The sequence below is a fragment of the Deinococcus marmoris DSM 12784 genome (assembly GCF_000701405.1).
In the GTDB taxonomy this organism is placed as follows: Bacteria; Deinococcota; Deinococci; order Deinococcales; family Deinococcaceae; genus Deinococcus; species Deinococcus marmoris.
The window spans coordinates 1-13,581 of the sequence record NZ_JNIV01000050.1 but is presented as its reverse complement, the minus strand read 5'-3'; the positions used below and the strand labels follow the sequence as shown (position 1 = coordinate 13,581).

The window sequence follows — 13,581 nt, the reverse complement described above, 5'->3', positions numbered from 1 at the left end:
ACCCGTTCATATAAACTGTCCCGTCAGGCTTCTGGCACAGTTTTTCAGGCCCTGAGGCGGCCCCTCGTACAGCACCTCACCCCCGGCGCTGCCACCTTCCGGCCCCAGGTCGATGATCCAGTCGGCCTGCCGGATCACGTCCAGATGGTGTTCGATCAGTAAAACGGTGTTGCCGCTGTCCACCAGCCGGTCGATCAGGCGCATCAGCATCCCGATGTCCGAGAGGTGCAGCCCGGTGGTGGGTTCGTCCATCACGTAGACGCTGCCCTTCTTGTGCAGTTCGCCAGCGAGCTTGAGGCGCTGTCCCTCGCCGCCCGACACGGTGCTGAGGGGCTGGCCCAGTTTCAGGTAGCCCAGCCCCACGTCGTTCATGGCCTGCAACACGGCGCGAATTTTCTTCTCGGTGAAGAACGCGAGTGCCTGTTCCGCCGTCATATCCAGCACGTCGGCAATCGACTGGCCGCGCAGGTGGTAGGCCAGCACTTCCTCCTTGAAGCGTTTGCCCCCGCAGACGTCGCACACGGAGGTCATGCCTTCCATAAAGGCCAGATCGGTGTAGATCACGCCCAGGCCGCTGCACTCGGGGCAGCTTCCTTCCGAGTTGAAGCTGAACAGCGAGGCGCTCACGCCGTTCGCTTTGGCAAACGCCTTGCGAATGTCGTCCATGATGCCGGTATAGGTGGCCGGGGCCGAGCGGCTGTTGGCGGTCACGCGCGACTGATCAATGACGACTGAGCCGGGGTGCTGCGCCAGAAATACGTCGTTGATCAGCGAACTCTTGCCCGATCCGGCCACGCCCGTCACCACCGTCAGCACGCCGGTGGGAATATCCACGGTGACGTCTTTGAGGTTGTGCAGGCTGGCGTTCCTGACGGTCAGGTGGCCCGTCGCCCCGCGCACCTTCTCCTTGATCGGCAAGTGCTAGCTCAAGAACTTTCCAGTCAGGATATCGGCCTTTTGCAACTCTGCGTACCTGCCCTCGAAGACCACCTGCCCGCCGTGCGTTCCCGCTCCCGGCCCAATGTCCACGACATGATCGGCTTCCCGGATCACGTCCGGGTCATGTTCCACCACCAGCACGGTGTTGCCCTTGTCGCGCAGCTTTCGCAGCAGCCCGGTCAGGCGGGCCACGTCGCGGGCGTGCAGGCCCACGCTGGGTTCGTCCAGGATGTACAGCATGTCGGTCAGGCTGTTTCCCAGATGCCGGATCATCTTGAGCCGCTGCGACTCACCGCCCGACAGCGTGGCCGTCTCGCGGCTCAGGCTCAGGTAGCCCAGCCCGATGTCCACCAGATGGTGCAGGCGTTCGGTCAGGTGACCCGCCACCCGCGCCGCTGCCGGATCGCTCAGGCGGTCCAGAAAGGCGATCAGGTCCGTGATTTCCAGCGCCGAGACGTCCGCGATGTTCTGGCCGTCGATGCGGCAGTTCAGCGCCGCCCCGTTCAGCCGTGCGCCGTGGCACACCGGGCAGGTCTGGGACGTGGTGAACTGCTCAAAAATGGTTCTGGCACGCCCGGACATGGCTGCCGCGTCCTTCTTGAGGTACATGCGGGTGAAGCGCTCGATCAGGCCCTCGTATCTAGAGCCGAACTCACCGAACGAGACTTTCACGTCTGCGCCGTACAGCAGGGCGTGCAACTCCTCGCCGCTGTACTCCTGAACGGGTTTGTCGTTGTCGAACAGGCCAGAGAGCGGATACATCTTCCACATCCACTTGCCCACCTTGAATTCGGGATGCAGAATCGCGCCGCCGTTCAGCGACAGGCTGCGGTCCAGAAACCTTTCCATGTCGAGCTGCACGGTCTTGCCGATGCCCTCGCATTCGGGGCACATGCCCTGCGGCGTGTTGAACGAGAAGGCGAAGGCGGGTCCGGCGGAAGGCTGGCCGAAACGCGAGAACAGCAGGCGCAGCGGCGCGGCAATGTCGGTGTAGGTGCCCGCCGTGGAGCGAGAGCCGCCGCCCACGCGCTTCTGATCGATGATGATCGGCGCGTTCAGATTCTCGATGCGGTCCACGTCCGGCTGCCCGTAGTGCGGCAAAAAGCCCTGCACGAAGGCCGTGAAGGTCTCGTTGAGCTGACGCTGCGCCTCGGCGGCGATGGTGTCGAAAACGAGTGACGACTTGCCGGACCCCGAAACGCCGGTAAACACCGTGATCTGGCCTTTGGGAATGTGCAGCGAAACGTCTCGCAGGTTGTTCTCGCGAGCGCCGTACACTTCGATGGATTGCCGCTGGATCGCTTGCCGCTGGGTCATGGATGGGCCTCCTGAGATCTCCAGACTCTCTGAGATTCATGTGTAAACCGTGCCACAACAAGTTCATCCGGTCTTAACTTTCGCTTCCTGCTGGCGTCTTTCACTGCCCCCACATCCACAACAGAAACAACCCCTCACCTTCCCCCCTGGCCCCGGTCCCGTTACCCTGGGTTCAGAACGTCCCTGGAGGTAAAACACACATGACCCTTTCCCCCACACCTGACCGGGCCGAGATTCTTTCTCGCCTGCGAGACGGACAGATCAAGTTTCTGCGCCTGCAATTCACCGACATCCTGGGGACCACCAAGAACGTGGAGGTGCCGCCCTCACAATTTGAAAAGGCCCTGAGCGGCGACGTGACCTTTGACGGCAGCGCCGTGGAGGGCTTTACCCGCGTCGAGGAATCCGACATGCTGCTGCGCCCGGACCTGGGCACCTTCCTGATCTACCCGCCGTTTTCGCGCGAGGAAAGCGAGCGCGGCGCGGTGGCGCGGCTGATCTGCGACGTGACGCTGCCGGACGGCACGCCCTTTGGGGGCGATCCCCGGCTGGTTCTCAAGCGCCAGATCGAGCGGGCACAGGCCAGAGGCTACGAGATGTTCGTCGGCACCGAGCCGGAGTTCTTCCTGTTCGAGCGCACGCCCGCTGGCCTGGGCAGCACGGTAACGCACGACCGGGCCGGGTATTTTGACCTCGCTCCCATCGACAAGGGCGAACGCATCCGCCGCGAGATCGCCAACAAACTCGTCGAGATGGGCTTCGAGATCGAGGCCGCGCACCATGAAGTTGCCCCTGGCCAGCACGAGATCGACTTCCGCTACGCCCCGGCACTGGAAACGGCAGACCGGATTGCCACCTTCAAATTCGTGGTCAAGCGGGTGGCGCTGGAATACGGCCTGCTGGCCAGCTTTCTGCCCAAGCCGCTGGCGGGCGTCAGCGGCAGCGGGATGCACTGTCACCTGAGTCTGTTTGGGGGCGGCAAGAATGCCTTTGCCGACGAGAAGGGCGAATACGGCCTCTCCAGGATTGCCGAGAGCTTCATCGCCGGGCTGCTGGACCACGCCGAGGGCATGACCGCCATCACCAACCCGCTGGTCAACAGCTACAAACGGCTGGTGCCGGGCTTCGAGGCCCCGGTCAACATTGCCTGGAGTACGGGAAACCGCAGCGCCCTGGTCCGCATTCCGGCCAAGCGCGGCAATTCCACCCGCGCCGAGTTGCGGATGCCGGACCCCAGTTGCAACCCGTATCTGGCGCTGGCCGTCATGCTGGCCGCCGGTCTGGACGGCATCGAGCGCGAGCTGGAGCCGCCGCCCGCGATTGCCCGCAACATCTTCAAGATGACCGTGCGCGAGAAACGCCACCACCGCGTCAAGGAGCTGCCCACCGACCTGCGTGAGGCCGTCGATGAGCTGGGCAAGGACGAGGTGCTGAAACAGGCACTGGGGGAACATGTCCTGGACCATTTCGTGGCTGCCAAAAGGGCGGAGTGGCGCGAATACAGCGCCGCCGTACATGCCTGGGAACTGGAACGCTATCTGGATCTGGTGTAGCAACGAGCGGGGAAATTACCCTGGTCACCCTGGAACTGTCTTCAATGCTTCCCGGCGGTCCCGGCCCTGCAACCGAGATCCCGGCATCTGCCAGACACCCACCCGCCATCTGCAACACGGCGCTCTGCCATAGATTTGGACTGAGGCTGGGATGCGGTAAACCCAGGGACCCGGCCCACCGCTTTGAAAGCCCTGGGAGGCATTTTTCCGGTGGTCAATCCAATGGCCGCCCCATTGGACCCCCAGGTGTATTAAGACGGAGAGATGAAGAACCGCACAGACACATCCGAACATACGTTTGTTGCTCAATATAGACAACATGGCGCAATTATTCTCCGGTTTACACGTCGTTGCCACCCCGACGTTCCAAAGGTCACATGAGGGACGCATTGACTTCACCTTAATTCGTCCCTAGAATCCTGTTATCACAACCACAGCGCATCCAGGCCCCAGGGTCCGGCGGCGCATCTATACCCGGAGGAATTATGAAGAAGATTGCCACGAAAACTGCGCTGAGCCTTTCTGTACTTGCCGCACTGGCGCTGGGCACTGCCAGCGCGCAGACCACCATCAAGATCGCCACCATCAGCCCGCTGTCCGGCGGCCAGAGCAACCTGGGCACCCAGATCCGCAACGGCGTACAACTGGCCGTCAACGAATACGCCGCGCAGTTCAAGAAGGCGGGCTTTAACCTGCAACTCGTGCCCTACGACGACCAGGCCGATCCCGCGACCGGCACCGCCGCCGCCCGCAAGATTGCCGCCGACAACCAGATCCTGGCCGTGGTGGGCACCCTGAACAGCGGCGTGGCCATTCCTGCCAGCGCGGCGCTGCTCCCCAGCAACCTGGTGATGGTCAGCCCGGCCAACACCGCCAACCAGGTCACCGACCGTGGTCTGGCCAACATGAACCGCATCGTGGCCCGCGACGACTCGCAGGGTCCGGCAGGCGCAAACTTCATCACCGATACCCTCAAGGCCAAGAAGGCTTACGTCCTGAACGACAAGACCGCCTACGGCGAAGGTCTGGCCGCCGAGGTCGAGAAAGCCCTGAAAGCCAAGGGCGTGACCATCTCCGGTAGCGAGGGCACCGAGGAAAAGAGCGACTTTTCCAGCATCGTCGCCAAGATCAAGCTGACCAAGCCTGACGCCATCTACTTCGGCGGCATCTACAACCAGATCGGCGTGTTCATCAAGCAGTTGCGCGGCGCGGGCATCAACACCCCCGTCGTCGGCGGCGACGGCCTGGACAGCAGCGAGCTGCCCGTGATCATCGGCAAGGCCGGGGCCAACAACGTCTACTACACCACCGTTGCTGCCCCGCTGGAAGCGCTGCCCGCCGCCAAGACCTTTGCGGCCAGCTTCCAGAAGACCTTCAACACTCCCGCCCAGGGCTTCGGTGCCTTCGGCTACGACGCCGCCAAGGTGACGCTCCAGGGCATCCTGGACGCCGCCCGCGCCAACGGCGGCAAGGCTCCCAGCCGCAAGCAGGTGCTGGACACCATCCGCAAGGGCACCTACAAGGGCCTGCTCTCGGGTGAAGTCAGCTTCAACAGCGTCGGGGACCGCAAGGCCGCCACGCTGTACGTGATCAAGCTCACGGCTGGCAAGGCGGAGCTGGAAACCAGCCTGGCCGTCAAGCCTCCCAAAAACTGATCCCCAGCACTTGTTGACCGTGGGGCTGGGCTACGTGCCTGGCCCCCTCTTTTTGCCAGTACGGCCTGTCAACACCGGCTTTTTGAGACATCGGGGACACAGAGGGAGGTTCTGGAAGTGATTCCACATTTAACCCGCGCCCCACCCCAAGAGTAGAATGCAGTCGATTTCACCATTGCTTTGTCCCGCGTCCCACCGCACCCCCTTCATTCATTGAAAGGAGCTGGTTTTTTTGGAACTTTCTGTCCTGTTGCCCTTTATCGTCAACGTGATCATCGGTGGCCTTGTTCTGGGCTTCGTCTACGCCATCATCGCGCTGGGGTACACCATGGTGTACGGCGTGCTGCAACTGATCAACTTCGCCCACTCGGAAGTATTCATCACCGGAGCGGTGGTGGGCTTCGAGATCTTCCGCATTCTTGAGAACTCGGCCATGAACGGCTACCTGAAGCTGCTGCTGGCGCTGGTGGCCGCCATGATCGTGTCGGGGCTGCTGAACGTGCTGATTGAGCGGCTGGCCTACCGCCCACTGCGCGGCGCGCCGCGTCTGGTGCCGCTGATCACCGCGATTGGCGTCTCGCTGATCTTGCAAGACACCCTGCGCTTTCTGGAAGGGTTGCAGGGCCGATTTGACCTGACCTACACGCTGCCCGCCGGATTCGGCAACAAGTTCTGTGCCGCAGAGGGCAGCACCTGCGCGCCGCTGGGCAACTTCCTGCGGACCATCGGCGTGGACGTGCAACTGAAAGACGTGATTCTGGTGGTGGTGGCCCTGGTCAGCCTGAGCGTGCTGAATTACGTGGTCAACCGCACCCGGTTGGGCAAGGCCATTCGCGCCGTGTCCCAGGACCGCGTGACCGCTGGGCTGATGGGCATCGATTCCAACCGGATGATCAGCGCCACCTTCCTGATCGGCGGGGCGCTGGGCGGCGTCAGCGGCGTGCTGTTCGGCATGAAGTTCGGCACGATCAACGCCTACAGCGGCTTTGATCCGGGCATCATCGCCTTCACGGCGGCGGTGCTGGGCGGCATCGGCAGCATTCCCGGCGCGGTGCTGGGCGGCCTGCTGCTGGGCGTGATCCAGAACCTGATCGGCGTGACCAACATCTTCGGAAATCTGCTGGGTCTCGCCAACCTGGAGACCATCGATGCCAGCTACTCCAAGATCGGGCCGTTCATCGTGCTGGTGCTGATCCTGATCTTCAAGCCCACCGGCCTGCTTGGTAAAAGCAACGTGGAGAAGGTATGACGGTTGCCAATCCCGCGAAACCCGCCGTACGCCCCCCCCTGGTCAAACCAGACCGAACCGTCTTGCTGGTGCTGTTCTTCATCGTCACGTCTGTTCTGCTGCTGGTCTCGCACGAAACCGACATCATGAGGAACCTGGGACCGCTGGGCGACGTTCTGCGCAACAAGGTGGTGGAAGCGCTGGTCGTCTCGCTGTTCCTGGCCAACGTGCTGTTCGCGTATCTGTGGAAGGCCGCCAACTGGGCCAAGTTGCTGGTGGGCATCGGCAGCCTGCTGTTCGTGTTGCCGCTGGCCGGGCAGGCCGACACCAGCCTGCTGGACCTGAGCATTCAGATCATGATCTTCGCCGCGCTGGCCCTGGGCCTGAACATCGTGGTGGGGCTGGCCGGACTGCTCGATCTGGGTTACGTGGCCTTTTTCGCGGTGGGCGCGTACACCTGGAGCATCTTCGCCAGCCCACGCTTCGGTGAAGTCCTGAAATATTACGGCGAGAACCCCGGCAGCACCGGCAGCGGCACCCTGGCCACCGGGCTGGTGCTGACGGCGGTGACGGCGGGCAGCATGGTGTACATCCGGGGCCTGCACGCCCGCACCGCACCCAACCGCCTGAGCAACCTGAGCTTTTTGCTGGCGGGTTTCGGGCTGTTCGCGGGCATCATGCTGGTGGGCCGCTCGATCATGGTGCTGTTCTCCGGGTCCGCCGAGGCGCTGGCAAACGGCATCAACCCCGGTTTCTTCTGGCTGTTCCTGGCGCTGAGCGTCATGACCGCCGCCCTGGTGGGCGTGCTGATCGGGTTGCCGGTGCTGAAGCTCAAGGGCGATTACCTGGCGATCATCACGCTGGGCCTGGGCGAAGTGATCCGGGTGCTGGCCAACAACCTGGACCTGTATACGGCGGGTTCGCAGGGCATCACCCCCATCGGCTCGGCGTCGGTGCCGTGGTTCAATTCACTGGCCGGGGCGCTGGGCTTCCGGCCAGAGCAGCACTACCTGCTGTTCCTGTACGTGCTGGTGCTGATCGTGATCGCCGTGATCCTGCTGGTCAACGTGCGCCTGGACAAGAGCCGCATCGGGCGGGCGTGGATCGCCATCCGCGACGACGAGATCGCGGCGCAGGCGATGGGCGTGCCCCTGATGCAGACCAAGCTGATCGCCTTTGCCACCGGAGCCAGCTTTGCCGGGGTCATGGGCATGATCTTCGCGGCCAAGCAGACCTTTATCAGCCCCGAGAGCTTTAACCTGCTGCAAAGCATCACGGTGCTGAGCATGGTGGTGCTGGGCGGCATGGGATCGTTCAGCGGCGTGATCCTGGGCGCGGCAGTGGTCACCCTGCTGAACCTGCGGATTCTGCCGGGTCTGGGCGAGGCCAGCGCCAACGTGTCCTGGATTCCGCAGGAGGTCAACCCTGCCAACTTCAACCGCTTTATCTTCGGCTCGATCCTGGTGGCCATGATGCTGCTGCGCCCCGAAGGGCTGCTGCCCAACAAGCGCGTCGCACGCGAACTGCACCACGATCAGGATCAGGAAGACGAGAGCGCACAGGGCAACGCCAGCGGTCTGAATGCGGGCGGCGACGTGTACAGTGCCGGACTGGCCACCACCAAGGAAGACGACAAGCCCGGAGGCGAACGATGATCAAGACCACGGTTCATCCTGGCCCCACGGCCCCGGCCAGCGGCGGCAGCATTCTGGAAGTGGACGCCCTGACCAAGGAATTCGGCGGGCTGACCGCCGTGAATTCGGTGACCATGCACGTCCCGGAGCGCAGCATCGTCAGCGTGATCGGCCCCAACGGCGCGGGCAAGACCACGTTTTTTAACATGATCACCGGCATCTACGCGCCCACGCGCGGCAGCATCAAACTGGCCGGGCGTGAGCTGGTGGGCCTGCGCCCCGATCAGGTCACGGAAGCCGGGATCGCGCGCACCTTTCAGAACATCCGGCTGTTTTCCAGCATGACCAGCGAGGAAAACATCATGGTGGGCCGCACCTCCCGCCTGAAAAGCACCTTCGTGGACGCCGTGTTGCGGACCCGCCGCTTTCACGAGTCCGAACACGAGGCGCGCGAGGCCGCCCGCATCATGCTGGACTTCGTGGGCCTGAGCAAATGGCGCAACGAGATCGCCACCAATCTGCCCTACGGCGATCAGCGCAAGCTGGAAATCGCCCGCGCGCTGGCCACCACGCCCAAGCTGATCCTGCTGGACGAACCCGCCGCCGGGATGAACCCCCGCGAGACCGAGGACCTCAAGGCCCTGATCCGCCGCATCCGTGACGAGCTGGGCGTGACCGTCTGTCTGATCGAACACGACATGCGGCTGGTCATGACCCTCAGCGAGTACATCACCGTGCTGGACTACGGCACCAAGATCAGTGAGGGCCTGCCGCATCAGGTCCGCAACGACCCCGCCGTGATGGAGGCGTACCTGGGCCGTGGGGCCGCCGCCGGAGAATACGGCAAGGAGGAAGCGCCCAGATGACCCATCCCACCACTGCACCGACCCCCGCAGAGGCCCCCAGCACCAGCGGAACGCCCATGCTGGAACTGACCGACATCCACTCTTACTACGACCACATCCACGCCCTCAAGGGCATTACCCTCAAGGCCCATGAGGGCGAGATCGTGGCCCTGATCGGCGGCAACGGCGCGGGCAAGACCACCACCCTGCGCACCGTCAGCGGCATGATGAAACCGCGCACCGGCACGCTGAGCTACCTGGGCGAGAACATCGCCGGAAAGCCGGCCCACCAGACCATGCAGATGGGCATGAGCCATGTGCCCGAAGGCCGCCGCATCTTCGCCCAACTGACCGTCCGCGAGAATCTGGAGGTGGGCGCGTACACGATTACCGACAAGAAGCTGATCGAGGAGCGCGTGCAGGAGGGCTTCGCGTACTTTCCCCGCCTCAAGGAGCGCGAGAACCAACTGGGCGGCACCATGTCCGGCGGTGAGCAGCAGATGCTGGCGATTGCCCGCGCGCTGATGGTCAATCCGCGCCTGCTGCTGCTGGACGAGCCGAGCATGGGCCTGTCGCCGCTGTTCGTGGAGGCGATCTTCGACATCATCGTCAAGCTGAACAAGGAACACAACACCACCGTGCTGCTGGTGGAACAGAACGCCAACATGGCCCTGGCGATTGCCCACCGCGCCTACGTGCTGCAAACCGGCGAGATGAAGCTGAGCGGCAAGGCCAGCGACATCGCCAAGGATGAGAGCGTGCGTAAGGCGTACCTGGGCGAGGATTAGCGGTCAGAAAAAGTAACAGGACAAGCAACAGGAAAGACTGGAAAAAGAGGCCGGGGCAGGACGCTCCGGCCTCTGCCTTTGGGTCAATTCTTGAGGTCTGAGATGGGCCGGGCAGGTAAGTTGGAGCATGGACAAACTGCGCCTTCCTGCCGCCGTGATCACGGGAGCTTTGCTGTTCACCGCCTGCGTGCCTGCCCCGACAGCTTTCGATCCGGCGAATCTGCCGGCGGCGGGCGATCTGGGGGCCAGAAATGCCGCAACCGAGTGGTGGTATGTCTCCGGCGTACTGCCCGACTCCGGGCTGGCTTTTCACTGGGCACAGTTCAAGGTGAATTACAGAGGACTGCCGTACCACGCCTCGCATATCGCCATCACGGATCTGAAGAACAACAAACTGTATTTCGTGGAGAACGGCGATCAATCGGCCACCTTCGGCTTCCCGCCCCTGAGTCTGTCGCAGGGCGACTGGAAACTGGTGCAGGAGGCCGGAAACAACGGTCCCTTCAAGCTGACGGCTGGTCCGCTGAACCTGACACTGACCCCCGCCAAAATCCCGGTGGTGCATCCGCCCGGCTACTCCGGCACCGCCGAGACAGGCCGGATGTACTACCAGAGCATTACGCGCCTGAACGTGGGCGGCACAATTCAGGTGGGCGAGGAAACCCGGCAGGCGGGTGGGCAGGCGTGGCTGGACCACCAGTGGGGCGATCAGCAGCCCGGCGCGGCAGTCAAATGGGACTGGTTCGGCCTGCATCTCTCGGACGGCTCGGACCTGATGCTGTACCGGGTCAGAAACGCCAGAGATGAGGTGGTGCAGGTGGCGGCCTCGCTGATCAGCCCAGAGGGCGTGGCGCGTGAGGTGGGGGGCGTGACCATGACGCCAGGCCGCGTGTGGAAAAGCCCCAGCGGGCGCGATTACACCCTGAGCTGGAAGGTCAGCGGCGAGAACTTGAGTCTGGACCTGAACCCCCTGCGCGACGATCAGGAACTGCTGAGCAAGACGACATCTGTGGCGTACTGGGAAGGAGCGGTCAGCGGCACCGGCACGCTGAACGGGCAGGCCATCACCGCCTCGGGCATGGGCGAATTCGTGGGCGGCGTGCTGACGAAAGACGAGGGCGGGCTGTTCACCATTCCGGCCAAGTAGTGCGGCAGCACAGCGGCCATCACCGCCGAAGCTGGGCCAGGGACCGGAACGCCAGCGGCAGAACACCCAGCCAGAGGATCACCGCGCAGCCCAGGCCCAGCACGGCAATCCTGATCCCGGCGGGCAGCAGCAGGGACACGCCGCCCAGTAGGCAGAAGGCCCCGGCGACCCAGGCGAAGATGCCGTTGCGGAACGCCGAGACGAGACCCAGAAAATGCAGCCCCACGATGATCACGATGACGGGCATGATGGCGTCCTCCCGGCCACTGGCAGTCAGCAGCCGGGCCGCCACGGGAAAGGCCACGAGCATGGCGATCAGCGAAATTCGGTAGGCGGGGGTCACGAATGGATTGGGCGGCGGAGCGCCAGTGCCTGACGGGGCCGGGGCGCGGGCCGCCTCGCGGCTGAATTTCAGAGCCAGGAACGCCAGAACCCCGCTGATCAGCACCACCACGGCCAGCGCCAGAAATCGCCAGCCACCCGTCAGGGCCAGACTGCCGTTCAGTCCCCAGACCAGCGCGAAAACTGCGCTGATCAGGATGGACGCTGCCGCACCGCGAAGGTGGACCGAGGTCAGAGGTGTCGTGGACATGGTGTGTCACGTTACCAAGTCCTGGCTGTGCCTGATGAGTTGCCCAGCGGGGCGAGACTTCATTAAGCCTGGCAATCCCGCCCAAACGGACGTGCGAAGACTCAGACTTCAGTCAAAGAAACCCTGCGACCTCTACGCCTTCTTCCCCACCCCGAACAGGCCCAGGCCCCAGCCCATCGCCGGACCCACCGTCAGGGCAAAGACCAGCGTGCCCCAGCCCAGCGGCCCGCCCAGCGCCCAGCCGACGAGCAGCACCGCCACTTCTACCGCACTGCGGATACGCGGCACGGGCCAGCCGCTCAGGCGGTTCAGCGCCAGCGTCAGGCCGTCGCGCGGGCCAGCGCCCAGACCCGCCGCCACGTAGGCCCCGGTGGCAAAGCCCAGCAGCCCCACGCCCAGCAGAAACTGCCCCCAGCGCCAGCCCAGCGCCACGGGGTTGGGAATCAGCGGGGCCAGCAGGTCCAGAAACACGCCGATCAACACCACGTTCAGCACGGTGCCCAGGCCGATGCGCTCTTTCAGCCGCAGCGCCGTGAACGCCACGATGGCGGCCCCGGTCAGGATGCTGACCACGCCCACCGTCAGCGGCAGGTGCCGGGTCAGGCCGACGTGCAGCACCTCCCAGGGGGCCGTGCCCACGTTGGCGTCGAGCATCATCCGCAGGCTCAGGCCGTACAGGAACAGGCCCGTGAGGAGCAGGGCAAAGCGGGCCAGCCGCGAGGGGCGGACCAGCCGGGCCAGCGGTGCGGGGGCCGTCACCCGAACTTCAACGGGCGCGGACCATTCAACGGGCGCGTAACGTCGCCTGGTTTCCGGCGGTGTCGATCACGGTGATGTCCGCCCAGATGCCGGTGGTCTCGGCAAAGAATTCCACGCGCGGGCCGGGGGTGATGTTCAGGCGGTTGCCGTCCACCAGCACCTGCGCCACCCCGCTGTTGTCCCCGGCCACCCCCGACACCCGGATGGCCGTTCCACTTTTCTCGAAGCGCGTGACCTGAACGGTGGGCTTGACCGCGTCCACGCTGATCGGCAGCACCAGCACGCCCACGTTTCCGGCGGCGTCGAACGCCTTGACGGTGTACTTGCCCTGTGTTCCCTCGATCAGGGTCTTGAACTGGAATCGCGCCAGCTTGCGGCTGCCCGGCAGCATGGGAATGGCCTTGCCGTCCACGGTGATCTGGGTCACGCCCATATCGTCGAGCGCAGAACCTTCCATCACAAACGACTTCTCGCGGGCCACCCCCACCGCGCTGTCGATGCTGATGCGCGGCTTGAAGGTATCGGTGGTGCGGGCGCAGCCGCTCAGCAGCAACAGCCCCAGCACGGGCAGAAGCGCCACGGCAGGCAGGGAAAACGGACGGCGCATGGCCCGGAGTATAGCGGGCGCGTGGGAGGCAGACGTCATCTGGGATGGGCCGCGCAAATGACCCAGGAGATGTTCAATCTCACCGTCAGTGAGGCCCACACCTTCTATGTGGGGCAGGATGGGTGGCTTGTTCATAACACGGGTGGTTTTCCATGTTTTAGTCTTGATAACTGACCTTACGCGGCAGAGTTTTGAAAATTCTCGGATTGCTGCCTCAGCCTTTGTAATTCCTCGTATGAAGTTTTAAGAGCGGCGATATACATCTTTGTTCGCATCGCAAAGTGATTTTCCTTGCGGATGATTTTCAATTTTTCCAGCTTGATATGTCCGTAGAATGAACAGAGAATGTGTTTGATCTGACATGCAGGTGTACTGGCAGGCGACTTCCCAAGAGAGGCATTTTGCTTGAGTGATTTGTGAAATTCTTCTACGGGCCATCGTTTCTGATAGATCGCAAGGGTTTCATTTGCGGTCAGACTGCTGTCATCGCTGCATAAATACAGAATGCCACTTGAAC

The 13,581-nt window shown here is 63.4% G+C and carries 12 protein-coding genes and 1 pseudogene; 7 read left to right on the top strand and 6 right to left on the bottom strand.

Annotated elements, in window-relative coordinates; all coding sequences use genetic code 11:
- Positions 1-6 precede the first annotated feature (6 nt).
- Both Q319_RS28690 and Q319_RS28685 read right to left on the bottom strand, forming a co-directional pair.
- Positions 7-918 (bottom strand): ATP-binding cassette domain-containing protein, encoded by a 912-nt coding sequence (locus tag Q319_RS28690; protein ID WP_245619206.1) that lies wholly within the window; start codon positions 916-918, stop codon positions 7-9.
- Positions 919-921: 3 nt separating this feature from the next.
- On the bottom strand, positions 922-2,256 hold the full coding sequence (locus tag Q319_RS28685; RefSeq protein WP_245619204.1) for an excinuclease ABC subunit UvrA: 1,335 nt from the start codon (positions 2,254-2,256) through the stop codon (positions 922-924).
- Between the two features lie 200 nt (positions 2,257-2,456).
- On the opposite strand from Q319_RS28685, the gene Q319_RS0112955 reads away from it, so the two are divergent.
- The 7 genes from Q319_RS0112955 to Q319_RS0112925 all read left to right on the top strand — a co-directional run bounded on the left by Q319_RS0112955 (position 2,457) and on the right by Q319_RS0112925 (position 11,106).
- Complete coding sequence (locus Q319_RS0112955; protein ID WP_029482918.1) at positions 2,457-3,809, top strand: glutamine synthetase family protein; 1,353 nt, start codon at positions 2,457-2,459, stop codon at positions 3,807-3,809.
- A gap of 485 nt (positions 3,810-4,294) precedes the next feature.
- Positions 4,295-5,464 carry a branched-chain amino acid ABC transporter substrate-binding protein gene (locus Q319_RS0112950; protein ID WP_029482917.1) on the top strand — a complete coding sequence of 390 codons (1,170 nt, stop codon included), beginning with the start codon at positions 4,295-4,297 and terminating at the stop codon, positions 5,462-5,464.
- Between the two features lie 232 nt (positions 5,465-5,696).
- Positions 5,697-6,713, top strand: a complete 1,017-nt coding sequence (locus Q319_RS0112945; RefSeq protein ID WP_029482916.1) for a branched-chain amino acid ABC transporter permease — start codon at positions 5,697-5,699, stop codon at positions 6,711-6,713.
- Entirely contained in the window at positions 6,710-8,347 is a 1,638-nt protein-coding gene (locus Q319_RS0112940) for a branched-chain amino acid ABC transporter permease (protein ID WP_029482915.1), read from the top strand. Before Q319_RS0112945 ends, Q319_RS0112940 begins: the two co-directional genes overlap by 4 nt.
- Positions 8,344-9,192 carry an ABC transporter ATP-binding protein gene (locus Q319_RS0112935; protein WP_029482914.1) on the top strand — a complete coding sequence of 283 codons (849 nt, stop codon included), beginning with the start codon at positions 8,344-8,346 and terminating at the stop codon, positions 9,190-9,192. Before Q319_RS0112940 ends, Q319_RS0112935 begins: the two co-directional genes overlap by 4 nt.
- On the top strand, positions 9,189-9,959 hold the full coding sequence (locus Q319_RS0112930; protein ID WP_029482913.1) for an ABC transporter ATP-binding protein: 771 nt from the start codon (positions 9,189-9,191) through the stop codon (positions 9,957-9,959). The genes Q319_RS0112935 and Q319_RS0112930 overlap by 4 nt, the downstream gene beginning before the upstream one ends.
- A 127-nt stretch (positions 9,960-10,086) precedes the next feature.
- The gene (locus Q319_RS0112925; protein WP_029482912.1) at positions 10,087-11,106 is read left to right on the top strand and encodes a lipocalin family protein; all 1,020 of its coding nucleotides are present in this window, start codon (positions 10,087-10,089) and stop codon (positions 11,104-11,106) included.
- Between the two features lie 19 nt (positions 11,107-11,125).
- On the opposite strand, the gene Q319_RS0112920 is transcribed toward Q319_RS0112925, so the two are convergent.
- The 4 genes and pseudogenes from Q319_RS0112920 to Q319_RS28275 form a co-directional block, all read right to left on the bottom strand.
- A complete protein-coding gene (locus Q319_RS0112920; protein WP_029482911.1) occupies positions 11,126-11,698 on the bottom strand; it encodes a hypothetical protein in 573 nt (190 codons plus the stop codon).
- A 132-nt stretch (positions 11,699-11,830) separates the two neighbouring features.
- Entirely contained in the window at positions 11,831-12,457 is a 627-nt protein-coding gene (locus Q319_RS0112915) for a YczE/YyaS/YitT family protein (RefSeq protein WP_029482910.1), read from the bottom strand.
- A 25-nt stretch (positions 12,458-12,482) separates the two neighbouring features.
- Positions 12,483-13,064 carry a hypothetical protein gene (locus Q319_RS0112910; protein ID WP_029482909.1) on the bottom strand — a complete coding sequence of 194 codons (582 nt, stop codon included), beginning with the start codon at positions 13,062-13,064 and terminating at the stop codon, positions 12,483-12,485.
- 176 nt (positions 13,065-13,240) lie between these two features.
- Positions 13,241-13,581, bottom strand: a pseudogene (locus Q319_RS28275) (IS701 family transposase); the annotation flags it as partial.